This is a genomic window from Aeromonas sp. FDAARGOS 1410 (assembly GCF_019048745.1).
Lineage (GTDB): Bacteria > Pseudomonadota > Gammaproteobacteria > Enterobacterales > Aeromonadaceae > Aeromonas > Aeromonas jandaei.
Genome location: NZ_CP077401.1, coordinates 2,707,265 through 2,730,115, shown reverse-complemented (window position 1 = coordinate 2,730,115; position 22,851 = coordinate 2,707,265). Strand labels below are relative to the sequence as shown.

Genomic DNA, 22,851 nt, shown 5'->3' with positions numbered 1-22,851 from the left:
TTATCTCATATGAAAAAACGGGCAACAGACTGGGTCTGCCCCCGTTTCATCGTCAAATCACAAATCAACCCTGACGAGCGAGCCAGCCCTTGAGCTCCACCAGCGTGAAGGGCCAGCCCAGCTCGCGGCCAGCCTCGTCCCGCAGCACCGGAATACGCACCCGATAGGCCTCAAGCCAGCCGGCATCGTCCATGATGTCGCAGCGGCGGGTCACATCGCCTGCCCCCGCCTCCTCCACCAGCGCCCACGCCTGCTCGCACAGGTGGCAACCGTCGGTGTGAAACAGGGTCAGCATCAGGCCTCAGCCCCGCTATCGGCATGGGTGATGATCCAGCAGTTGTGAATGTGCTGGTTGCGCTCGAAATCCTTCGGCCGGGTCTTGCCGGTGATGTTCTGGGCCTTGAGACCGACGGTCTCGAGACCGGCCAGATCCATCTTGAAGTGGCGCTTGTTATTGGAGAACACCAAGGTGCCACCCGCAGCCAGCAACCGCTTCAGGTGCTGCATCAGCAGCAGGTGATCGCGCTGCACGTCGAAGCTCTCGTCCATCCGCTTGGAGTTGGAGAAGGTAGGCGGATCGATGAAGATAAGGTCGTACTGCTCGTCCGCTTCAGACAGCCACTTCAGGCAGTCGGCCTGCACGAACTTGTGCTCCCGGCCCACCAGCGAGTTGAGGCGCATATTGTCCTGTGCCCAGTTAAGGTAGGTGCGCGACATATCCACTGTGGTGGTTTCGCTGGCACCACCAAGACCCGCGTGCACGGTGGCACTGCCGGTGTAGGCAAACAGGTTCAGGAAGCGCTTGCCCTTGGCCATCTGACCCAGCATGCGGCGGGTCTGACGGTGGTCAAGGAACAGACCGGTATCGAGGTAGTCGTAGAGGTTGACCCACAGACGGGCCCCATACTCCTGCACTTCCATCCGGTGCTGCTCTTCGGAGAGCTTCTGGTACTGCTGCTTGCCCTCCTGACGCTCGCGTACTTTCAGGATCACCTTCTCGCCGTCCATGCCGGTCACCTTGATGGCGGCCTGCACCATGTCGAGCAGACGCTGACGGGTCTTCTGGGCGGGGATATCCTTGGGCGCCGCGTACTCCTGCACCACCAGATAGTCCTGATAGCGGTCGATGGCGGCGTTGTACTCAGGCAGGTCGGCGTCGTAGAGACGGTAGCAGTCGAGATTCTCTTTCTTGGCCCACTTCTCGAGCGCCTTCAGATTCTTGCGCAGACGGTTGGCAAAGTCCTGCGCCACCTCTTTTTGCGAGGCGACGGCATCGAGCGCGATCTGGTAGTTACGCAGCTGACACTCGAGGGCACCGTTGAACAGGCGATACTGCTTGTCGGCGCGCAGGCGCAGACAGCTGAGCAGCTCGGGAGATGCGGACAGAATGGAGACTCTCCACCCCTGGAAGCTGCGACGCAGGGCATCGCCGAGGGCTTGATGCACTTCCAACAGGGCCGGGAATTCGCCAAGACGCTCGCCGTAGGGCGGGTTGGAGATCAGCATACCGACCTGACGGGCCTCCCCTTCCACAGCCGGCATCGGCAGCGGGTTTTCCAGCTTGGTGACATCGGCCTGCTTGAAGGTGATGAGATGGGCGACACCGGCGGCTTTGGCGTTATCACGGGCTTTGAGCAGCACGCGCGAATCGGCATCACAACCAAACAGTTTCACCTCGCAGCGCTGCATGCCGCGCTTGGCACGTACTTGTGCTTCCATCATCAGGCTTTGCCACAGCTCGCTATCGTGCTGCAGCCAGCGATCAAAACCGAAGCGCTCGCGGCGCAGGGCCGGAGCCATATCGGCGGCGATAAAGGCCGCTTCAATCAGCAGCGTACCGGAGCCGCACATCGGATCCATCATGGGCTCGCCGGCCCAACCGCTACGAGCAATCATGGCGACCGCCAAGTTCTCTTTGAGCGGTGCTTCACCTGTGCCCTGACGATAGAAACGCTGATGCAGCGCCGGGCCTGACAAGTCCAGCGTGATATTGGCCTTGCCTTTGCCCAGATGCGCCATGATGCGAATGTCCGGCGATTTCTTGTCCACGTCCGGGCGCACATGACCGCGCTTGGTAAAGCGATCGACAATGGCATCCTTGATCTTCAGAGCGCCATATTGGGTATTGCGAATGGAGGCGTTGGTACCGGTAAAGTCCACCGCAATGGTGGCGGTGCCGGAGAAGTGCTCTTCCCAGGGGATGGTATGCGCGCCCAGATAGAGATCCAGATCGTCGTTCATCTGGAACTCGGAGAGCACCAGTACGATGCGGGAAGCCAGACGGCTCCAGAGACAGGCCTTGTAGCCCACCGCCAGTTCGCCTTTGAAGTGGACGCCAGCCACGGTCTCACGGACCTGCTCTGCACCCAGATTGGTCAGCTCGTCGGCCAACAGGTTTTCCAGCCCCTTGGGGCAGGTTGCAAAAAATTCTTTCATCACGCTCACGGGGAACCCATAAAAATAGTCCCGCATTATACCTCATCAGGTCACTCTGAGCATGCAAAAGTGGCTGACAATGACAGGAGATACGGTGCAACAAGCGTCTATTGAACCCTTTCCGTAGAACCTTAAAAACCGCCAGTCCCCCCCTTCCCCGATTTTTCTCCTGCACACGTCGATCCAGTTTTAAAAAATCCACACACATCAACTTATTGGACAACAATTAGGAAGCATCGACCCATGTCACCCGGATACAAATAACGCCAGTGAACGAGTCACCCTTATGACCAAAACCATCCTTGTTGTGGAAGACTCCGCCAGCATCAGAGCCACCATTACCATGACGCTGCAAAGCGCCGGTTTTAGCGTGATCGAAGCGGATGATGGCAACGCGGCCCTCTCCCGCCTCGATGGCCAGCGGGTACATCTCATCATCTCCGACCTCAACATGCCGGGCATGGACGGGATGACACTGCTGCGCCATCTCAAGGCACAGGCAACCACCCGTTATATCCCGTTCATCATGCTGACGACGGAAGACTCGCCCGAGATCCGCCAGGAGGGGTTCGATGCCGGCGCCCGTGTCTGGCTGACCAAGCCATTCGAGCCGCTGAAGCTTATCGATGATGTCTACAAGGTGGTGCAACCATGATACGGGAGCACAAGGTATGAGTTTTGAACTGGATATTATGCACGCCCCTCCGACTGCCATTCTCACGGGGGAGTTCACCATCATGACGGTGGCAGAGCTGCAAGACGATCTCTTCAGTCTGCTCAACTTTCCTGTTGCCTTACTGGATTTGAGCCAGCTTGAAGCACTCGATAGCTGCGGCGCCCAACTTGTCGCCCTCCTCCAGCAAGAGGCCAATAACCAGGGCAAGCGGCTGCGGATCAAGACGGGAGATGGCAGTGAAGCCGAACTGGCGCTGGGCCAGCTCGGGTTGCTTTCGTCCCTGACCAGAGCGGAGGGGCCAGATGGACGTCAATAAAGCGCGCACCCTCTTTTTCGAGGAGGCCTACGAGCAGTGTGATCATCTGGAGCAGGCGCTCCTTGATCGCGAAAGCTACCCGGCCAATCCCGAAACCTACAATCTGATGTTTCGTACCGCCCATACCATCAAGGGTTCAGCCAGCATGCTGGGCCTCACCATGCTGGTACGCTTCGCCCACGCCATGGAAAACATGCTGGCACGGCTTCGCAGCGGCGAGTTGCAGCTCGATGAGCATCTGATCAACCTGCTGCTGGCCTGCAATGATCAGCTGCGTGACCTGTTGCAGGGGGCCGAGCATAACCCCGAGCTGCCGCAAACCGAAACCCAACAGATCCTGGCCCTGCTTTCCCAACTGCAGGGCCATCAAAGTTTGCCAGCCCAACCGGTCGTAGTGCCGCCACAAAGCGTGCTCCCTTCACAGGCTCTCAAGCGCTGGCATCTCTCTGTACGTTTTTATCCCTCGCTCTATCAGGATGGCTTCGACCTGCTGGCCTTTATCCGCTATCTCGGCAATCTGGGCGAGATCGTCTTCATCGAACCGGTCTGGCACGAATGGCCGCCCCTACAGCTGCTCGATCCGACCGAATGTTTCCTGGGCTATGAAATTGGCCTGCGCAGTGCTGAATCCCCCGAGCGGATCCGCAGTACCTTCGATTTTGTGGCTCATGCCAGCATCATCTGCCTGCTGACGCCTCATCAGGATCTCGCCGAGTTTGCTGCGCAAGGTGAACGGCTGGCCCAGTGGCGCAACGAACCACTGACGGCCCAGCTTGCCCGCTGGGAGGCTGCTGACGTCCTGACCCGTGAAGAGGCAGCCGCGATTGAACGGGGCGACTATCGCCGTAGCCAAACCAGCGAACCAGACAGCGCATCCGCCGCCCCTTCAGCATCATTTTCACAACCTGCGCAGCCAGAACCGGAACTGCCGGTAACACCTCAGCCCAAGCCCGCTCCGCTGCGCAGTGAAGGGCACTACATTCGCATTGAGGCAGCGAAACTGGACCGGCTGATCAACCGGGTCGGTGAACTGGTGATCGCCACCTCCGCGACAACCCTGCAGGCCAGATTGCGAGGGGATGCCGAGCTGGTCGAGTCGGTGGCCGCAGTCAATACCCTGGTCGAGGGGATCCGCGACGATGCCCTTACCCTGCGCATGGTGCCCATCAACGAGATCTTCAACCGCTTTCCGAGGCTGGTACACGAACTCTCCCAGCAGACCGGCAAGAACATCAGCCTGCACATCAACAACGCCGAAACCGATATCGACAAATCCATGGTCGAGAAGCTGACCGACCCCCTGATGCATCTGGTGCGCAACGCCGTCGATCACGGCATCGAGGATGAGGCGCAGCGCCTTGAGGCAGGCAAGGCGGCTGGCGGCGTGATCACCCTGAACGCTTATCACGACGCAGGCGCCGTAGTGGTTGAAGTGAGCGACGATGGTCGCGGCATCGATCGCGACAAGATCCTGGCCAAGGCCCAGACGATGGGCATGGCTCAGGAGGGAAAAATCCTGAGCGAGCAGGAGATATTTCAGTTCCTGTTCCAACCCGGCTTCTCAACCGCCAGCGGTGTCAGCGATCTTTCGGGTCGCGGTGTCGGGCTCGATGTGGTCAAACGCAATCTGGAGTCCCTGCGGGGCGAGACCACCATCGAGAGCCATCCTGGCCGCGGCACAACCTTCCGCCTGCGGCTCCCGCTAACCCTCGCCATCATCGACGGTTTTCGCATCGAGGTGGATCACTCCTCTCTGGTGATCCCCCTCGACATGATGCTCGAGTGCATTGATCTGCCGCCGGATGCCCTCGATACCCCCTCGCGCCAGATCAATATCCGCGGCGAGTGGGTCCCCTTTATCGTACTGCGCGAACTGTTTGCCCTTCCCCCCGCCGACGAGCCCGAGTTTGTCGTTATCGTCGACTATGCCGACAACCGCGCCGGCATTGTGGTGGATCGCCTGATTGGCGAAGTGCAGGCGGTGATCAAACCACTCGGAGAGCTGTTCAGGACGCTGCGATATGTCAGCGGTTCAACCATTTTGGGCAATGGCCAGCCGGCCCTCATTCTTGATGTACCACAGCTTATCGAGCTGGCCAGACGACGGGAGTTGCACTTGATCCATCAGCATGCCGATACCCACTCCGGCAGCCGAACCTGATTGACCACATACTGTTATCAACCGCTTTAACGGAGTCAAAACCATGGACTGGTTTCACAACTTGCAAGTCAGAACAAAACTGGTGCTCTCGTTTTCCATTTTGATGGTGCTGCTGGTGACCTTGACCGTCACCAGCTACTACTCCACCAAAACGATGGCACTACTGGTTAAAAACATGCACGCCAACCAACTGGTGCCCATTCGGGATCTGGCCAACGCCAACATGCAGGCGATCTACATGAACCGGGCTCTCTATCGCTACGTGCTGGAGACCAAGGAGGAGACCAGAAAGCTCAATGCAGGCAATATCCTGCGTTACGAGAGTCAGCTCAACAAACTGCTCGATGCCTATCGCAAAACCTCTTTGACCCAACCTGAAATCGATGCGCTGGCGCGCTTCGATCAATCCTGGATCACCTACAAGTCCTATGCCGATATGATCATGCGCACCGCGCAGTCGGACACCGGCGATAATGCCAACAACCAGAGAGCAACCCAAATCATGGCCGAACAAGGTCGCCCGGCCTTTGACAAGTCAGATGAGCTGCTGACCGAGCTGGTCAATATCAATAACCGCCTAGCCACCCAGTCGTTGCAAGATAGTGAAGATATCTATCAGGACAACCTGAGCTTGCTGATCCTCATCTCCTGCTCCGCCTTCGTTATCTGTCTGGTGCTGGCTATGCTGGTCACCCGCAGCATCTTGCGCCAGCTGGGTGGTGACCCCTCCTATACCGTTCAGGTGGTTTCCCGTGTCGCCGCCGGGGATCTCTCGACCCCGGTCAAGCTGCGCAGCGATGACAACAGCAGCCTGCTCTTTGCCATCAAGAGCATGGCCCATCGCCTCTCCGATATTCTCAACGAGGTGGGCGCCATGTCGGAGGCCATCGGATCGGCCTCTGAACAGGTCGCCGCCACCGCCAACTCACTGTCGCAAACCTCCTCCGAGCTCGCCTCCAGCGTCGAGCAGACCAGCGCCTCCGTCGAGGAGATGGCGGCCACCGTCAGCCAGAATGCCGACAATGCCAAGGTCACCGAGAACATCTCCACCAAGGCGGCCAGCAGTGCCACCGAAAGCGGCAAGGCGGTGGGCGAGATGGTTCACGCCATGAAGGAGATCGCCTCGCGCATCACCATCATCAATGACATCGCCAACAAGACCGACCTGCTGGCCATCAACGCTGCCATTGAAGCGGCCCGCGCCGGCGAACACGGCAAGGGTTTTGCCACCGTGGCGGCCGAGGTACGCAAACTGGCGGAGCGCTCGCAAAATGCCGCCAAGGAGATTGGCGAGCTGGCTGGCCGCTCGGTCAGCGTCGCCGAACAGGCCGGCACCCTGCTGCGGGAGATGCTGCCGGGGATCGATCAGACTGCCACTCTGGTGCAGGAGATCGCCTCGGCCTCCCGTGAACAGCGGGCCAGCGTCTCCCAGATCAATATTGCAGTGACCCAGATCAGTGATGGCATGCAGGCCTCCGCTGCCTCGGCCGAGGAGCTGAGTTCCACCTCGGAAGAGCTGAGCTCCACCGCTCTGCAACTGCAGGAGCTGATGCAGCAGTTCACCCTGCGCGGCGGCAACAACCGTCAGCCCACCCAGTTTCATGCCGCCGGTTACAGTGCCAGACCGGTCATCCCGAAAAAGAGCACGCTGAACCAACACCTGCACCATGACGACGATCTGGAGCGGGAAGTGGACGATGGCAAGTTCAGCAACTATTAGGAGCAGCCCAATGCGCACAACACATGCCCCTGATACTGTCACCTCCCACTTCCACTGCGTGACCTTCATGCTGGGAGGGGAGCTCTACGGGGTCGATATCGGCTGCATCCGCGAGATCATCGAGTTCGAGGGGATGACGCCGGTGCCCATGATGCCGCGCTTTGTCAGGGGGATCATCAACCTGCGGGGTGCCGTGGTGCCGGTCATCGACCTCTCGATCCGCTTTGGCCGGGGGCAGACCCCGATCCAGCCCACTACCTGTGTCGCAATCCTTTCACTGCCCAACAGCAATGGCGAAGAGCAGGAGATCGGCATGCTGCTCGACTCCGTCTGCGAGGTGCTGGAGATTGCCACCGACACCATAGAGCCGGCCCCGACCTTTGGCGCCCATATTCGCGGCGACTTCATCCAGGGGGTGGTCACCATCGCCCAGCAGTTCGCCATTCTGCTCGACATGCACAAGGCGCTCTCCATCGCCGAGCTGAGCGCCATGGCCGAGGCTACCACCAGCCAGCTCTTCAACAGCGAGCAAGGGGGCTATTAGTGGCGGCATCCCTCACCACCCCGGATCAGGGGCCGGTGCTCACCCAAAGAGAGTTCGAACTGTTCCGGCGCTTTATCTTCACCGCCGCCGGCATCGATCTCGCCCCCTGCAAGCGGGCGCTGGTGCAATCCCGCCTCGCCAAACGGCTGCGGGCGCTCAATCTCACCAGCTACTACGGCTACTGGGAGCGGATCAACCAGCCACAGAATGTGCAGGAGCGACAGCTCGCCATCAACCTGCTCTCTACCAACGAAACCTATTTTTTCCGCGAGGCACAGCACTTCAGCTGGCTGAAACACCATGCCGAACAACTGCACGCTAGCCGCCATCAACCATTGCGAGTCTGGTCTGCCGCCTGCTCCACCGGTGAGGAGGCCTACTCCGCCGCCATGGTGCTGGCCGAACAGCTCGGCATCAACGAGCGCTGGCGGATCTACGGCACCGACATCAATACCCGGGTGATCCCCTTTGCCCAGCGTGCCATCTATGCCGTGGAGCGGGCTCAACATGTCCCGCCCCACCTCTGGATGCGCTATTTTCAGCGCGGTCACGACGAATATGCGGGCAAGGTGCGGGTGAGACCCGAGCTGGCGAGAAAAGTGTCGTTCTCCAACCTCAACCTGCTCACCTGCGGCAACTTTATCGAGCGGGAGTTCGACGTTATTTTTCTGCGCAATGTGCTTATCTACTTCAACGAAGAGACCAAAGGCCAGGTGCTCTCCCAATTGTGTGAGCTGCTCAGACCCGGCGGATATCTGCTGGTCGGCCATTCGGAGATCATCCGCCAGCAGGATCTGCCACTGGTGCAGGAGGCCCCTTCGCGCTATCGCTGCCAACCTCAGCTTTTCAAGGATGAAACATGACCATACGGGTATTGATCGTTGACGACTCGGCGCTGGTGCGGGAAGTGCTGACCCAGATGCTGGGCAAGGCCGCCGATATCGAAGTGATGGGGGCGGCATTCGATCCCATCTTCGCCATGCAGCAGATGAAGAAGAGCTGGCCGGATGTGATCATTCTCGATATCGAAATGCCTCGCATGGATGGTCTCACCTTTCTGCGCAAGATCATGAGCGAACGCCCAACGCCGGTCATCATCTGCTCTTCCCTGACCGAAGAGGGGGCCACCATTACCCTGGATGCCATGGCTGCCGGTGCCATCTCCATCATCACCAAGCCTGCTGTCGGCATCAAAAGCTTCCTGCAACAATCGGCCAACGAGCTGATCCAGGAGATCCGTACCGCCGTCAACGCCAAGCTGCGCAACCTGCTGCCAGACCACCAGCAACCCGGCTTTACTCCCCCTCCCAAGCGCACCGCCGATGCCATGCTCTCGCCCCCGCCGGAGCGGGTCAAATTTCGCACTACCGACCGGATCATCGCCCTTGGCACCTCCACCGGCGGCACCCAGGCCCTTGAGTATCTGCTGACCAGACTGCCGGTTACCTGCCCGGGGCTCGCCATCGTGCAGCATATGCCGGGGCGCTTTACCGCCTCGTTTGCGGAGCGCTTGAACGGCCTTTCCAAGATTGAAGTCAAGGAGGCGGCCACCGGCGATCGCCTGCTGCCCGGGGTGGCGCTTATCGCCCCCGGTGGCAAACATCTGCTGATCCAGCGCAGCGGCACCCAATATCTGGCTGAGGTGAAAGAGGGTCCTCCCGTCTCTCGTCACTGCCCTTCGGTCGATGTGCTGTTTCGCTCGGTGGCGGTCAGTGCCGGTCACAACGCTCTTGGCGTCATCATGACCGGCATGGGGGATGATGGCGCCCGCGGTATGCGCGAATTGCATGACACCGGCGCTCGCACCATCGCGCAGGATGAGGCGAGTTGTGTGGTCTTTGGCATGCCCAAGGAGGCAATCGCCCATGGCGGGATCGATGAAGTGATGTCCCTTGCCCAGATAACCCAGACGCTTGGCCGTCCTGATTGAGAGGAACCACCATGTCCCTGGAACAATGGCAGGGCCGCAGCGCCCTGGTGGTCGATGACTCCCGTACCCAGCAGTATGAGGTGACCTGTCTGCTGCAAGATCTGGGCTTTGGCCAGATCCATCTCGCCAGCGATGGTCAGGATGCCCTCAACAAGCTGCAGCAACTGGAGCATGTCGATCTGCTGCTGACCGATCTCAACATGCCGGGAATGGATGGGGTCGAGCTCATCAGCCAGCTGGAGAAGCACACCGGCTATCAGATGTTTGTCGCCGTGATGAGCGCCGTGGATCGGGATGTACTGGATGTGATCCACTCCATCGCCGATGCCGGCACGCTGGAGGTGATCGGCGTACTGGCCAAACCGCTCAGAGCCCAGGATCTGCGCAACATGTTGCAGCACTGCGATCCGCGGGTCCATCGGGAGAGCAACAAATGGATGCAGCTCACCTTCACCAGCGACGATGTCCGCCATGCTCTGGAGCAAGGCCAGCTGGTTCCCTTTTTGCAGCCCAAGATCACCATGAGCGATGCCAGCCTCTATGGCTTTGAAGCGCTGGTCCGCTGGCATCACCCCGAGCATGGCACCCTGCCCCCGGTCTGTTTCGTTCATCATCTGGAAGAGGGGCCGCTGGCGCTCGATTTTTTCTACGCCTTCCTGCATGCCACCTGCGAGGCACTCAACAAACTCACTCTGCAAACCGGCCAGCTCAGCTGCTCCATCAACCTGCCGGTCTCACTGCTGACGACCGACAAGCTGGTGGAAACCATGGTAGAGGTCGTGCAGGGCCATCGCCTGCCCTGTCAGGCGATTATCATCGAAGTCACCGAGACCACCTTCATGTCCAACCTCGCTGTATCGCTCGGTACCCTCGCCCGCCTGCGACTGCGTGGCTTCGGTGTGGCAATGGACGATTACGGCACCGGCTACTCCTCGATGAAACAGCTGTCCCGCTGCCCGTTTACCGAAATCAAGATAGACAAGGAGTTTGTCCACGATGCCCATACCAGCCCCAAGAAGCTGGCCATCCTCACCTCCGCCATTGTGATGAGCCAAAAACTGGGGCTCAAAACCGTCGCTGAGGGAGTTGAGAGCGAAGAGGATTGGGATCAATTGGCCTTGCTGGGGTGTGATTTGGCCCAGGGCTATTACATCAGTCGCCCGCTGCCGGTTGAACAGATCGCCCACTGGTTCGGCGAGTGGCAGGCAAAAAACGCTATTTATCCGGAACAATAACCCTGATTGGGAAAATAATTTAAATTTAAGGTGTTATGTAATTTTGGCATGGAAAGAAAATACATCAGCATGAGGCTCTATATGATAAATCTGATCCGTCTTGTATCGATAAAAATGCGACTGATGCTCGCCTTTTTGCTAGTCAACCTGCTCCTGATCGGGGTTGGGTTTTACGGCAAGCAAAATACCTCGACCGTCAACGACATGTTGAATGATATGTATATCAACATGCTGATCCCGATAACTGATCTTTCCAACGCCAATATGCAGGCTATTTATCACAACCGATCGCTGTTTGATTATGTGATTGAGCCGACCAAACCGGGTATGGATGCCATCGCCAGTAAAATGGATGGCTTCGAGCAGAAGATGAACGAGCTGCTCAACAAATATCGTGCGACCGAGCTGACCGAGCCGGAAAAAGTGGTGCTGGCCGATTTTGATCGCGCCTGGCCCCTTTACAAAGAGGCGGCCAAAAAAGCGATGGCGGCAAGCTACGCCAATGATAACGACGGCGCGGTCAAATTGATGAAGGGTGAAGCAGCTGCAACGTTTCAGGTCGCAGATGACCTGCTCAGCAAACTTGTCGATATCAATCTGGGGATTGGTAAAAAGGCCTATGACGATAGCGATGTGATCGTCGCCCACATATCCACCGCGACCTATACCATCATCGCTATCTCGGTCGCCCTCTCGGTAGTGCTTGGCTGGCTGCTTAGCCAGAGCATCAACCTGCCGCTTGGCAACATCATGGAAGAATTGAAACAATTGGCCGCCGGTTATCTCACTGGCAGTGATAATCGTGACGGGCAAGACGAGATCACCCAGATGCAGATCTCCATGGGCAATGCCCGCCGCAGCCTGCGCAACATCGTATCCACCATGCAGCAAGCCGCCGAAGGGCTCACGGCCAGCTCCTCCCAACTGGTTGCCGCAGCGCAGCAAGTCAACACCAGCTCCCAGCAGCAATCACTGGCGACCGCCAACACAGCCGCATCGGTAGAAGAGCTGACCACCTCGGTCTCCCAGCTCTCCTCCTTTGCCAATCAGGCCAACAGCGTGGTCATGGAGTCCGGTGAAATCGCTCACGCCGGTGAGGAGCAGGTCAAGCGGGCGTCACAGGAGGTGGTGCGCGTTACCAATGCGGTCAACGATTCCGCCAAACAGGTACAGGGATTGTTTGATGACATCACTCGCATCAGCCAGATCTCGGTGATGATCCAGGGGGTCGCCGATCAGACCAACCTGCTGGCGCTCAACGCGGCTATCGAGGCCGCCCGGGCTGGCGACATGGGCCGCGGCTTTGCGGTCGTTGCCGACGAGGTGCGTACGCTGGCGGCCCGCACCACGCAGGCCACCCAGGAGATCAACGAGATGCTCCAGTCAATCCAGCAGGGGGCAACCGGCGCGGTCAAGGGGATGAACGCCTGCTCCGACAGCATGGGCACGGTACGCGAGACTACCGACAACTCCAGCCACACCATGGCGCAGGTCGATCAGAGCTCCCGCAAGGTGGTGGGCCTTATTCAGGAGATCAGCTCCATGCTGCATGAGCAGGCGGCAGCCAGCCAGCTGATCGCCCAGTCGGTCGAGGAGATCACCCAGATGTCGCTGGAAAACGTCTCGGCCGCCGAGAGCGTCAACCACGATGCCTCCCAGCTGACCGACATCATCAAACAGCTCGACGAGGGGATCCGCTTCTTCAAGGTGTAAGAGGGGATCAAAACAGGATCAGATGCAAAGTGGCGGGCAATCCCGCCACTTTTTTATTTCAACTTCACTCAGGGCAACGCCCCGTCTCGATTACCAGACACGCAATCAAGCCATTTGCCAAACAACGGCGGCATCACTATCCGGGAAAATGAAATATAAGCAAATAACGGGGTAACACTGTGAGGAAATAGAGGCAGATAAATGGAACTGAGAATGGCGGCGACAGGGCGCCGCTTTTAGTTGACCTGACGATTTTAGCTGACCTGACGATATTGCTCGGTCAGGACAATACGAGGGGTCATCCGGTTATTCATCACCTTGATAACGCCAAAACGGGACAAGGTTTTGCTGGTTGTCAGTACAAAATCCTGAGTCAGGTTCATGCAGACACTCGCCTGGTCGCCCGCTTCAATGACCATAAACTCCCCTCTGCCGTGGGGTGTATTCATCCAGACCAGATCGCCATTTTGTGGCGATATAACCGGGTGTTGTTCACCAAAAAACCAGCTTTGTGGCATCAGGGGTTTATAAAAACGGCTCACTGCGATGGCATTAAGTACCAACTGAACCTGATGAGGAATACTCCACGCCAGTTCTGCCGCTTTATCCATCAATTGATAATAGAGCGCCGCATCATCGACACAAAAAGGCTGGGTGGTAAATGAACTGGGTACCAATTGCCGCCCTTTATATTCGGTGGCAAATAGCATGTTATCAGACAGGTCCAACATCAGACGGTCATTCTGGGCATCATAGTGCCATTGCCAGCTATCGGTCGGTTGGATAAGCATGCGGGAGCCCTTACTTGATAATTACCAGTTGACTTTATTCCATATGCAGGAAATCAGCAACGTCAAATAAAGGGCTCCCCAACTATTTCTTAAATATTGGTCACAATCTCTTTGACCAGACCCGGCCCTTTATAAATAAAACCGCTATAAATTTGTACCAGACTGGCTCCGGCAGCCAATTTTTCCCGCGCCGCCATGGCACTATCGATACCACCGACCCCGATAACTGGCAGAGCGCCATCAAGCGCTTTGGCCAGATGACGGATCACCTCGGTGCTCTTGTGCTGCAGCGGACGACCACTCAGGCCACCCGCCTCACCGGCATGGGGCATGTCGTAAATCATCTCGCGCTCGAGGGTGGTATTGGTGGCGATGACACCATCGATGCCATTGCGAACCAGCGAAGCGGCAACCTGATCTATTTCCTCGAAGCTCAAATCCGGCGCAATTTTTACCGCCAGCGGCACATATTTTTTATATTGGGCAGCCAGTTCTTGTTGGCGGGTTTTCAGCGCGGCGAGCAATTCATCGAGCGCCTCGCCATATTGCAGCGAACGCAAACCCGGGGTGTTGGGGGATGAGATATTGACGGCGATATAACCGGCATGGTCATACACCTTGTCCATGCAGAAGAGGTAATCATCCTTGCCCTGCTCGATGGGTGTATCTTTGTTTTTGCCGATATTGATGCCAATTACCCCCTGATATTTGGCCTCTTTGACCCGCGCGACCAGATGATCAACCCCCTTGTTGTTGAATCCCATCCGGTTGATGATCCCCTCTGCTGGAATAACCCGGAACAGGCGCGGTTTGTCATTGCCGCTTTGCGGTCTGGGGGTAACGGTACCTACCTCGATAAAGCCAAATCCCATGGCCCCCAATGCATCAATACACTCCCCATCTTTATCCAGACCGGCCGCCAACCCCACCGGATTGGCAAAAGAAAGCCCCATAACAGTGACGGGGCGTTTCGGCAAATTCTGGCGGAAGAAACAATCGAGTGGCGTACCGAGAAGGCGGGGCAAATATTTCATGGAGAGATCGTGAGCCTGTTCCGGATTGAGTTTGAACAGGAAATGCCTGGCGATGGGGTACAACATCTTTGCTCCTTAAAGAAAGCCCCGGCAACTGGCCGGGGCTTTGGGTGTTATGCCGCTGTTATGCTTTCAGGCAATTACAGTGATCGGCAATTCAACTGGAGCAGGTTCAACTCTCGCAAGGCCACCGAGAACTTGGCGAACTCGTGAGTGCTGGTGGTCTTGAAGTCGGCCAACATATGGGTCCAACGGGACAAGAGTTGTTCATGCTCCGAAATCCAGTCGGCCAGTATGGTAGCGCATTCTCCCTGATCTTTGCACCCTTCCAGTACCACGGAAGTGAGGCTGCGCTGCTGCCAGTCCAGATCTTCGCGGAAGGAGGCTCGCGCCATCGCCTGCCAGTGGTTGCCAACCGGCTGATGGTTGATCTGGTCGAGGAACCAGTGCAGATCCAGCTTGGCGCCAAGGCGGTAGTAGACATTGGCGGCGCGCAGGATGTCGGTCTTGTGCTCCGCGGCAATCTGCGCCAGATCCAGAGTGGAGAAAAGGCTGCTCATATGAGCGACCTGACGGGCGATGGCCTCCGGCACCTGTTTCTCCACCAGCTTCTGCACTGCCAGCTTGTGCTCGGCTACTTCACTCTCATCCATGACCTCATAGAGGTGCTGACTCAAGGTTTCGAAGGCCGGACGGAAGAAGGCAATGTTCTCGCTGATGCTCCAGCTGCGGTTGCGGGCACGCAGGAACCAGCGGGTGGCGCGGCGCACAATGCGGCGGCTGTAGAACATCAGCTCGAGCTGGGTTTCTGCCCCCACCAGGTTGTCACACCCTTCGATGTCGCGCCACAGCCGGTTCATGCCAAACACCTCGCGGGCCATGGCAAAGCAGCAGGCCACTTCGGCGACCGAGGCTCCGGTCTCGTCCTTCATCCGGCTAGCGAAGTTGAGCCCCATGTCGTTGACCAGCATGTTGGCGACCCGGGTCGCAATGATCTCGCCCCGCAGCGGATGCTGGGCCAGTGCCGCACCGAACTGCTGCTGCAGTTTGGGCGGGAAGCTGGTGACCAGCATGTTGGCGAGGAACGGCTCGTCGGTCACTTCCGGGCAGTTGAGCTGCTCTTTCAGTACCATCTTGCCGTACGCCACCAGCACCGCCAGCTCGGGTCGGGTCAGCCCCTGCCCTGCCGCCATCCGCTCGGAGAGTTCCTCATCGGATGGCAGGAACTCCAGCGCACGATCGAGCTTGCCCTCCCGCTCCAGCCCCTGAATAAAGCGCTGCTGCTCTTTGAGTTGTTCAGAGCCGCGGAAGCTGGTGACCGAGATGGACTGGGACTGGCGATAGGCGTTGGTGATGACAATCTGCGCCACATCGTCGGTCATATCAAAGAGCATCTGGTTACGCTGCTTGAGCGTCATATCCCCGGCTGCCACCAACTGGTTCAGCAGGATCTTGATGTTCACCTCGTTATCGGAGCAGTCCACGCCGCCCACGTTGTCAGTAAAATCGGTATTGATGCGGCCGCCCTGACTGGCGTACTCCACCCGGCCAAGCTGGGTAAAGCCGAGGTTACCGCCCTCACCCACGATGCGGGCACGCAGATCGCGGCCATTGACCCGCAATGCATCGTTGCTGCGATCACCGACCTCGGCGTCGCTCTCGCGGGCGCTCTTCACGTAGGTGCCGATACCGCCGTTCCACAGCAGGTCGATATTCAGGCAAAGCAGTGCCTTGATCAGCTCGTTCGGCGCCATGCTGGCCTTGTCGGTACCGAGCAGGGTCTGCATCTCAGGAGTGAGCTTGATGGACTTGGCCGAGCGCAGGAAGATGCCGCCCCCTGCCGAGATCAGGCTTTTGTCGTAGTCATCCCAGGTCGAGGTCGGCAGCTCGAACAGACGCTTGCGCTCGACAAAGCTCCTGGCCGAATCCGGGTTGGGGTCGACGAAGATGTGCATGTGGTTGAACGCGCCCACCAGTCGGGTGTGCTCGGAGAGCAGCATGCCGTTGCCGAACACGTCGCCCGCCATGTCGCCAATCCCGACGCAGGTAAAATCGGTGGTCTGGCAGTTGATACCCAGCTCGCGGAAGTGGCGCTTGACCGACTCCCATGCGCCGCGGGCGGTGATGCCCATCTTCTTGTGGTCATAACCGACCGAACCGCCGGAGGCGAACGCGTCACCCAGCCAGTGGCCATACTCCAAGCTGATTTCGTTGGCGATATCGGAGAAGGTGGCCGTCCCCTTGTCGGCAGCCACCACCAGGTAGTAGTCATCCTCGTCGTGACGCACCACATCCTTGGGCGGGATCACTTCGCCAGCGATGATGTTGTCGGTCACATCGAGCAGACCGCGGATAAACAGGCGATAGCAGGCCTTGCCCTCTTCCTGAATAACGGCGCGGGGGGCGCCTGCCGGCATCTGCTTGCAGTAGAAGCCACCCTTGGCCCCCACCGGCACGATGACGGTGTTCTTCACCTGCTGGGCTTTGACCAGACCCAGCACTTCAGTGCGGAAGTCTTCTTTGCGATCGGACCAGCGCAGGCCACCACGAGCTACCTTGCCCCAGCGCAGGTGTACCCCTTCCACTCGTGGCGAGTAGACAAAGATTTCGAACTTGGGCAGCGGCAGCGGCATGTCGGTAATGCTGGACGGCGCCAGCTTGAAGGAGATGTAGGGCTTGATGTTGCCCGCCTTGTCCAGCTGGTAGTAGTTGGTGCGCAGGGTGGCGTCGATCATCTCCACGTAGCGGCGAATGATACGATCGTCATCGAGGTTGGCCACCTGATCCAGCTTGGCGGCAAGTTCCTCGTGCAGTCTGGCCCCGGTTTCCGCATGGCGGGGCATGGCCGGATTGAGACGCTGCTCGAACAGCCCAAACAGCAGGCCGGCGATATCGGGATAGCGGGTCAGGGTCTCTTCGATATAGGACTGGCTGAAGGAGACGCCGGTCTGGCGCATGTATTTGGCATAGGCGCGCAGCACCGAGACCTGACGGCCAGTGAGACCCGCCCCCAGTACCAGTCGGTTGAAGCCGTCATCTTCCAGCTGCTTGTTCCAGATGGCCGCGAAGGCCTCCTGGAAGCGCTGCTGGCTCTGCTCCAGATCGAACGGCTGATCGCTGTGTAACAGCATGGAGAAATCGAGGATCCAAAACAGCTCGCCCGCCGGAGTACGCACCTGATAGGGGGTCTCGCCAATGACACGCAGCCCCATGTTCTCCAGCATCGGCAACACGTCGGAGAGGTGGATAGGTTCGGTGCGGTGGAACAGCTTGAGGCGTACCCGGCGATCGTTCTCCTCTTCCTGAGCACGGTAGAACAACATGCCGAGTGGCTCGGCTTCACTCAAGTTGTCCAGCGCCATGATGTCGGCCACGGCAGAGCCCGGCAGCACATCTTCCTTGTAAGCGCGGGGGAAGGCGGTGCTGAAACGGCGACGCAGTTCGTTGCCGCGCGCTTCGCCATAGTGGGAGAGCAGCACGGAGTCGAGTCTGTCATCCCAGCTGCGGGCCGCTTCAATCAGGTTGTTCTGTACTTCGTTCACATCCACATCCACGTTGTTGTTGTTAACCCGCACTATGTAGTGAGTCCGTGCCAGCACGCCCTCGGTGAAGTAGACGTTGAACTCCACCTCTTCGCTGCTGCCGAAATATTGTTGCAGGATCTGCTGGGTCTTGATCCGCAGCGCGGTGTTGTAGCGCTCCTTGGTGACATAAACCATGCAGGAGAAGAAGCGACCATAGACATCGCGGCGCACAAACAGGCGCAGCATGTCCCGCTCCTGCATCTCCAGCACACCCAGACCGGTAGCCAGCAGCTCCTCTTCGCGGGCCTGGATCAGCTCGTCACGGGGATAGGTTTCCAGCACGTTCAGCAGCGCCTTGTAGGCGTGGGAGCCCTTCTCATGGCCGGAAGAGGCCATGATGCGCTCGAGACGATGGCTGATAAGCGGGATCTGGGTCGCACTGGTGTTGTAGATGGAGGAGGCATACAGACCGATAAAGCGATCTTCCCCCACCACCTTGCCATGCTCGTCGAAGCGCTTGATGCCGATGTAATCCACATAAGCCGGGCGATGAACACGGGATTTGCTGTTGGATTTGGTGAGGATCAGCAGATCCTGACTCAGCGCTGCGTGACGGGCGCTGGCCGGCATATTGCCAAGGCGCTGCCCCTCATCCTTGATGGAGTTCTTCATCAGGCCGAGACTGGAGTTCGCCTGCGGCAGGATCTCGTGATCCCCCTCCACCGCCTTGACGTCGTAGCGGCGATAGCCCATCAGGGTGAAGTTATGGGCCGCCACCCATTTGAGAAACGCGATGCAGGAGTTGACCTCCTCCTGACTCACCGGATGGTTGCGCTTTGGCAGCTCGTCGATGATTTCATTGAGCTTGGCCAGCATCGGCTGCCAGTCGCCGACCGCCAGCGCAACTTCGCCAGCCACGGATTTCAGTTCGGCTGCCAGCGCTTCCATCTGCGCTTCGCTGGTAAGGTGATCGATTTCGATGAGGAAGGCGGTTTCGACCGATGTCTGCCCGTCGGTATTGCCGAGATCCAGAATGGCGCTGATCTTGCCTTCTTCGCCGCGGATCAGGTGCAGCGGCTGGTGCAGCATCATGTGGGCGGTGATATTGAGACGCTTGAGCGCCATCCGGATGGAGTCCACCAAGAAGGGAGAATCCTGCAGGATCACCTCGACGATGGTGTGGGGGGACTGCCAGCCATGGCGAGTCAGCTCGGGGTTGTAGACCCGGATATAGGGTTCGGTTCCGCTACGCTGATTGAGGGCATTCCAGAGGCTAAGCGCCGCGCCGTAGAGATCGCTGTCGTTGCGATCATGCATGTCGGAGCTCGCCATGTTGCCGTAAAACTTGGCCACGAAGCATTCGACCAGAGAGGCACTCTTCTTGGGCAGTTTTTGATGGATCAGGCCGAGAACGTTTTCGAGCAGAACTGAGGTAGGGGCGTCTTTCAATGCCATTTTTATATTCCTTATCGGACGACATTAACCACCGACGCAGAGGCAACCACCCTGGTTACCCGCTGGTGCAGAGTTGTTGCGAAGTGTAATGGCTTGGATCAAGGAAGGCGAGAGAAGATGCTAACGGACTGTTAAAAACAAGGTGCAGATCACGGCTTAAACTGTGAGATATTTTGCCAACAGGCAAAAAAACAGAAATTCCCACTGCCTTTGTGCCACTTTTCCGGATAGATAGTGAGCACAATCAGATAATCAGTCGGTAAACTGTTCGTTTTTTGTTAACTTATGCGTTCGAGGCTGATAAAGCGATAATCGTCCTGCGTTTTGAGGCGAAAATAGCCATGTACCCCGCTGATAGCGACAAAAGGCCGGATTTTATCGATGCCAAGCTCGATGGTCAGCCCCTGTTCACTGCGCACCACCAGTCGTCTGGCGTGCCCCTGATACATCAACATCACCTCGTCACTGCTCAGCGACAGCCGAAAGGTAAATTGCTTCACGTTTACTCCCGATAGATGCCCTGTTTACCCCGCTGGCAAGCAGAGAGGATCAAAAAACGGGGCAGAGGATGACACTCCCCTGCCCCGTCGATGTTACTGCTGCAGCGCCTTGCTCACTTTTTCGAACAGATCCCGCGCCAACCCTTCGAGGTTGGCCAGGCGGGTCAGCTCGGCACGGATCAGCCCCTTGCGCCCCTCATCGAGTCGCTTGAACTGGATAAGCGGGGTGATGAGGCGGGAAGCGACCTGCGGGTTGACCTCGTTGAGCTCGATCAGCAGATCGGTCAGGAAGCGATAGCCGCGACCATCGATGGCGTGGAACTGCACCTGGTTGTTCATGGCAAAGCTGCCGACCAGTGCACGCAGACGGTTCGGGTTGCGAATGCTGAAGGTCGGGTGAGCCATCGCCTGCTGCACCTCGCTCAGCACATCTTCCGCCGGCTTGCTACCCACCAGACGCAGCCAGTTATCCAGCACCAGACCATCCCGGGCCCACTTGCCTTCAAAATCGGCCAGCAGCTCGGAGCGGCACGGCAACAGATAGCTGTTGGCGACCTGCAACGCCGCCAGAGTGTCGGTCATGTTGTCGGCGGCGGCATATTGTTGGCGCACCAGCAGGTCGGCACTGCCAGCATCGAGGGCCGCCAGATAGCCGAGCACCACGCTCTTGAGCGCGCGTTTGGCCATATCGGCATGCACCACCTGATAACCCGGCAGATGAAGGCTCTCGTAGGTCACCAGCAGCTGGTCGCCAAAGGCTTGCGCCAGCGAGGTGGTGATCTCGTTGCGCACCTGATGGATGGCATCGATATCCGCCACCTCAAACAGTTCGGCCAGGGTCGCCTCACCCGGCAGGGTCAGGATCTCCGCCTTGAGCGCCGGATCGAGTTCGGCATCTTCCAGAATGGCGATAAAGGCTGTCAGCAGGGTTTGGGAGAGCTCAACCCCCTGTCCATGCTGCACCCGGGCTACCCCGTCGATAACCGCCTTGTTGATCAGCATCTGCGCCGCATCCCAGCGGGCAAATTCGTTGCGGGCATGGCGCATCAGGAAGGCCAGCGCCTCATCGCTGTAATCAAAATGCAGCTTGACCGGCGCGGAGAAGTCCCGCAGCAGGGAGGGAACCGGCTTGACCGGCACCTGATCGAACACGAAGGTCTGCTCTGACTCCAGCACGTCGAGCACGTTGCCGATGGCCTTGCCCTGATACTGCAGCGCAATAACGGCGCCCTGCTCGTCATAGAGTTCGATATCGAGCGGAATGTGCAGCGGCAGCTTTTGCGGTTGATCCTGAGTCGGCGGCGTGTGCTGGCTCACGTGCAGACGGTAAACACCGCTCGCAACATCGTACTCGTCGGTCACGTTCAGCTCGGGGGTGCCGGACTGGCTGTACCAGCGGCGGAAACGGCCGAGATCAACCCCGGAGGCATCCTCCATCGCCTGCACGAAATCATCGCAGGTGGCCGCCGAACCATCGTGACGCTCGAAGTAGAGGCGCATACCCGCCTGGAAGGCGGTCTCCCCCAGCAGGGTGTGCATCATGCGGATCACTTCCGACCCTTTCTCATAGACGGTCAGGGTGTAGAAGTTGTTCATCTCGATCACCACATCCGGACGGATGGGGTGCGCCATGGGGCCCGCGTCTTCGGCAAACTGCGGCCCGCGCATGGTGCGCACGTTGTCGATGCGGTTGACGCCACGAGAGCCCAGATCGGAGGAGAACTCCTGATCCCGGAACACCGTCAACCCCTCTTTCAGGCTGAGCTGGAACCAGTCGCGGCAGGTCACGCGGTTGCCGGTCCAGTTATGGAAATATTCGTGACCGATCACCCGTTCGATATCGTTGTAGTCGTTGTCGGTGGCGGTCGCCGGGTTGGCCAGTACGAAACGGGAGTTGAAGATATTCAGCCCCTTGTTCTCCATCGCACCCATGTTGAAGAAGTCCACTGCAACGATCATGTAGATGTCGAGATCATACTCGAGGCCAAAGCGCTGCTCGTCCCAGCGCATCGAGTTGATGAGGCTCTCCATGGCAAAACCGGCGCGATCCAGATTGCCTTTGTCGACGAAGATCTCGAGAGCCACCTTGCGACCGCTTTTGGTGACGTAATGGTTGCGCTCCACGTCGAAATCACCGGCTACCAGGGCAAACAGGTAGCTGGGCTTGGGGAACGGATCCTGCCACTGCACGAAATGGCGGCCGTCGCCCAGATCGCCACTATCTACCTTGTTGCCGTTGGAGAGCAGGAAGGGATATTTGGCTTTGTCGGCGGTGATGCGGGTGCTGTAGCGCGCCAGAATGTCGGGGCGATCCAGATAGTAGGTAATGCGGCGAAAGCCCTCCGCTTCGCACTGGGTACAGTAGGCATCACCCGATTTGTAGAGCCCTTCCAGCGCGGTGTTGGCGGCCGGATCCAGCAGGGTGACGATGGTCAGTACGCACTCGGCGGGCAGATTGAAGATGGTCAGGGAGCTCTCGCCCTGCTCGTAGTGTTCGCAGGGGATGCCATCGATGGCGATGCTCTCTAGCGTCAGCTGCTCACCATCCAGTACCAGCGGCGCATTGTGCTCGCCGTTTCGGCGGATACGGGTAATGGCAGTGACCCGGGTCTGTGGCTCCTGCAGCTGGAAATCGAGGTCGATGGTGTCGATCCAGTAGAGCGGTGCCTGATAGTCCTGACGATATTTGGCCGTCATGGCCTGGGAGTGATCGTTCATTATTGTCTGCTTCCACGCTTGTTAAAGGCGAGAAAGAGGCTGTCACAACCAACTGGCAGGGTCAAACAATTTGCAGCAGACAAAAAGAAAGGGCGACT

At 58.4% G+C, this 22,851-nt stretch carries 16 protein-coding genes; 9 read left to right on the top strand and 7 right to left on the bottom strand.

Annotation, left to right across the window (positions count from 1 at the left end; genetic code table 11):
• Positions 1-64: 64 nt before the first annotated feature.
• Positions 65-295 carry a glutaredoxin family protein gene (locus I6L40_RS12730; protein WP_041207778.1) on the bottom strand — a complete coding sequence of 77 codons (231 nt, stop codon included), beginning with the start codon at positions 293-295 and terminating at the stop codon, positions 65-67.
• Complete coding sequence (rlmKL, locus tag I6L40_RS12725) at positions 295-2,472, bottom strand: bifunctional 23S rRNA (guanine(2069)-N(7))-methyltransferase RlmK/23S rRNA (guanine(2445)-N(2))-methyltransferase RlmL (protein ID WP_216994341.1); 2,178 nt, start codon at positions 2,470-2,472, stop codon at positions 295-297. Before rlmKL ends, I6L40_RS12730 begins: the two co-directional genes overlap by 1 nt.
• Before the next feature lie 250 nt (positions 2,473-2,722).
• On the opposite strand from rlmKL, the gene I6L40_RS12720 reads away from it, so the two are divergent.
• The 9 genes from I6L40_RS12720 (at position 2,723) to I6L40_RS12680 (ending at position 12,731) form a co-directional block, all read left to right on the top strand.
• Entirely contained in the window at positions 2,723-3,091 is a 369-nt protein-coding gene (locus I6L40_RS12720) for a response regulator (RefSeq protein ID WP_041207780.1), read from the top strand.
• 16 nt (positions 3,092-3,107) lie between these two features.
• On the top strand, positions 3,108-3,428 hold the full coding sequence (locus I6L40_RS12715) for a lipid asymmetry maintenance protein MlaB (protein ID WP_209298543.1): 321 nt from the start codon (positions 3,108-3,110) through the stop codon (positions 3,426-3,428).
• Positions 3,415-5,589, top strand: coding sequence for a chemotaxis protein CheA (locus tag I6L40_RS12710; protein WP_216994340.1), 2,175 nt, complete (start codon positions 3,415-3,417; stop codon positions 5,587-5,589). The genes I6L40_RS12715 and I6L40_RS12710 overlap by 14 nt, the downstream gene beginning before the upstream one ends.
• Before the next feature lie 43 nt (positions 5,590-5,632).
• Positions 5,633-7,309 carry a methyl-accepting chemotaxis protein gene (locus I6L40_RS12705; protein WP_216994339.1) on the top strand — a complete coding sequence of 559 codons (1,677 nt, stop codon included), beginning with the start codon at positions 5,633-5,635 and terminating at the stop codon, positions 7,307-7,309.
• 10 nt (positions 7,310-7,319) lie between these two features.
• Complete coding sequence (locus I6L40_RS12700) at positions 7,320-7,853, top strand: chemotaxis protein CheW (RefSeq protein ID WP_033113544.1); 534 nt, start codon at positions 7,320-7,322, stop codon at positions 7,851-7,853.
• Complete coding sequence (locus I6L40_RS12695; RefSeq protein WP_104014819.1) at positions 7,853-8,716, top strand: protein-glutamate O-methyltransferase CheR; 864 nt, start codon at positions 7,853-7,855, stop codon at positions 8,714-8,716. The genes I6L40_RS12700 and I6L40_RS12695 overlap by 1 nt, the downstream gene beginning before the upstream one ends.
• On the top strand, positions 8,713-9,783 hold the full coding sequence (locus I6L40_RS12690) for a chemotaxis response regulator protein-glutamate methylesterase (protein WP_104014820.1): 1,071 nt from the start codon (positions 8,713-8,715) through the stop codon (positions 9,781-9,783). Before I6L40_RS12695 ends, I6L40_RS12690 begins: the two co-directional genes overlap by 4 nt.
• A gap of 11 nt (positions 9,784-9,794) precedes the next feature.
• The gene (locus I6L40_RS12685; protein WP_216994338.1) at positions 9,795-11,018 is read left to right on the top strand and encodes an EAL domain-containing protein; all 1,224 of its coding nucleotides are present in this window, start codon (positions 9,795-9,797) and stop codon (positions 11,016-11,018) included.
• Positions 11,019-11,099: 81 nt separating this feature from the next.
• Positions 11,100-12,731 carry a methyl-accepting chemotaxis protein gene (locus I6L40_RS12680; RefSeq protein WP_216994337.1) on the top strand — a complete coding sequence of 544 codons (1,632 nt, stop codon included), beginning with the start codon at positions 11,100-11,102 and terminating at the stop codon, positions 12,729-12,731.
• A gap of 254 nt (positions 12,732-12,985) precedes the next feature.
• Here the strand turns inward: I6L40_RS12680 and I6L40_RS12675 are convergent, their stop codons facing one another.
• The 5 genes from I6L40_RS12675 to pepN form a co-directional block, all read right to left on the bottom strand.
• Positions 12,986-13,522 (bottom strand): cell division protein ZapC, encoded by a 537-nt coding sequence (locus tag I6L40_RS12675; protein WP_041207787.1) that lies wholly within the window; start codon positions 13,520-13,522, stop codon positions 12,986-12,988.
• An 89-nt stretch (positions 13,523-13,611) separates the two neighbouring features.
• The gene (pyrD, locus tag I6L40_RS12670; RefSeq protein WP_071910087.1) at positions 13,612-14,622 is read right to left on the bottom strand and encodes a quinone-dependent dihydroorotate dehydrogenase; all 1,011 of its coding nucleotides are present in this window, start codon (positions 14,620-14,622) and stop codon (positions 13,612-13,614) included.
• Between the two features lie 74 nt (positions 14,623-14,696).
• Complete coding sequence (locus I6L40_RS12665) at positions 14,697-19,535, bottom strand: NAD-glutamate dehydrogenase (protein WP_071910085.1); 4,839 nt, start codon at positions 19,533-19,535, stop codon at positions 14,697-14,699.
• A gap of 278 nt (positions 19,536-19,813) precedes the next feature.
• Entirely contained in the window at positions 19,814-20,035 is a 222-nt protein-coding gene (locus I6L40_RS12660) for a DUF2835 domain-containing protein (RefSeq protein ID WP_041207791.1), read from the bottom strand.
• A gap of 93 nt (positions 20,036-20,128) precedes the next feature.
• Positions 20,129-22,753, bottom strand: coding sequence for an aminopeptidase N (pepN, locus tag I6L40_RS12655; protein ID WP_071910083.1), 2,625 nt, complete (start codon positions 22,751-22,753; stop codon positions 20,129-20,131).
• Positions 22,754-22,851 lie beyond the last annotated feature (98 nt).